This is a genomic window from Bradyrhizobium sp. P2_E8 (assembly GCF_056403875.1).
Genome location: NZ_JBFUES010001464.1, coordinates 1 through 1,315, shown reverse-complemented (window position 1 = coordinate 1,315; position 1,315 = coordinate 1). Strand labels below are relative to the sequence as shown.

Annotated in this window: 2 protein-coding genes; one reads left to right on the top strand and one right to left on the bottom strand. The window is 63.2% G+C overall.

What is annotated here, in order from left to right:
* Positions 1–687: ABC transporter substrate-binding protein (locus tag AC1D00_RS41455; protein WP_477014685.1), on the bottom strand; the 687-nt coding region annotated here is incomplete at its 3' end.
* Positions 688–902: 215 nt separating this feature from the next.
* Between AC1D00_RS41455 and AC1D00_RS41450 the strand changes: the two genes are divergently transcribed.
* Positions 903–1,315, top strand: a 413-nt coding sequence (locus AC1D00_RS41450) for a TetR/AcrR family transcriptional regulator (RefSeq protein ID WP_477014684.1), incomplete at its 3' end; no start/stop codon positions are given.

Sequence of the window (1,315 nt, the reverse complement as noted above, 5' to 3'; positions counted from 1 at the left end):
CGCGGCGGCGTCGGGAATGACCTGCCAGTAGACCTCGTCGAGATAGGGCTTGCCCTTCTCGTGGTAGTTCGGGTTCTTGACCATGCGGATGAACGAGCCCTTCTGCCATTCTTTGAACATGAAGGGGCCGGTGCCGACAGGCGCGTTGTTGTAGGGGTTGGTCTTCCAGTCGGTGCCGTCATAGAGATGCTTCGGCACCATCGGCATCGAGCCGACCTCGAAGATGCCGAGGAACGGGCCGAACGGCTGCTTCAGCGTGAACACCACCGTGTAATCGTCGGGCGCCTCGACCTTGTCGACCTGCACGAGGTTGTTGCGGGCGCGCGCGTGGGTCTGCTTCAGCATCTCGATCGAGAACAGCACGTCGGCGGCGGTGAAGGGCTTGCCRTCATGCCAGGTGACGCCCTTCTTGAGCTTGAAGGTGTAGGTCTTGGCGTCCTCGCTGACGGTCCAGCTCTCGGCGAGCTCCGGCAGAGGCTCGAGCTTGGGGCTGTAGCGCAGCAGGCCCTCGAAGATGTTGCCCGACACCATCTGGACCGGGCCGTTCTGGACCATCGCAAGCATCAGGCCGGGCGGCTCGGGCTGGATCACGGCATTGATCACGCCCCCCGTTTTCGGCTCTTGCGCCAGCGCCGAGGCCGTGAGGCCGCAAGCCAGGAGGACACCAAGCAACACTCGTTTTGGCATGTCGTATCTTTCTCAAGCGAGACCAGCCGCAAACGCTTCGCACGTCATGGCGCGCAAAGCTACGGCCGGCCCATCCCAGTCCCCATCCGGTATCGAGGCTCACATAGTCCCGTTCGGCGCCGCAAGATGAAAGTCTCGACAGTGTTCGCACAAAAAATGTACAGCGCGTCCTGTTTTCACTTGATTCATTGTCCTGTCACGGAGACAAGTCGGCCATGGACAATGCCACACGCTCCGAACGATCCCGCAACGCCGCGCTCGAGGCGGCGACCAGGATCATTGCGCGGGACGGGCCCGGCCGGCTGACACTCGACGCGATTGCGCGCGAGAGCGGCCTCAGCAAGGGCGGCGTGATGCATCAGTTCCGCACCAAGGAAGCCGTGCTCAAGGCGCTGCTGGAGCGGCAGATGGAGCATTTCGAGGAATTCTCAACCCGTTATATGGCGAAGGTGAGCGAGACCTCGGCGAATCCCAATCTGGCCACGCAGCTTGCGACCGTGCGCGAAGCGGCCACGTCGCCGAATTCCGCCGCGCTGGCGCTGGTCGCGGCCATGGTCGAGAATCCCGGCCTGATGTCGCTGCCGCGCGACCGCGAGATGAAGAGGGTGGAGGCCATCAAGGCGGAGGC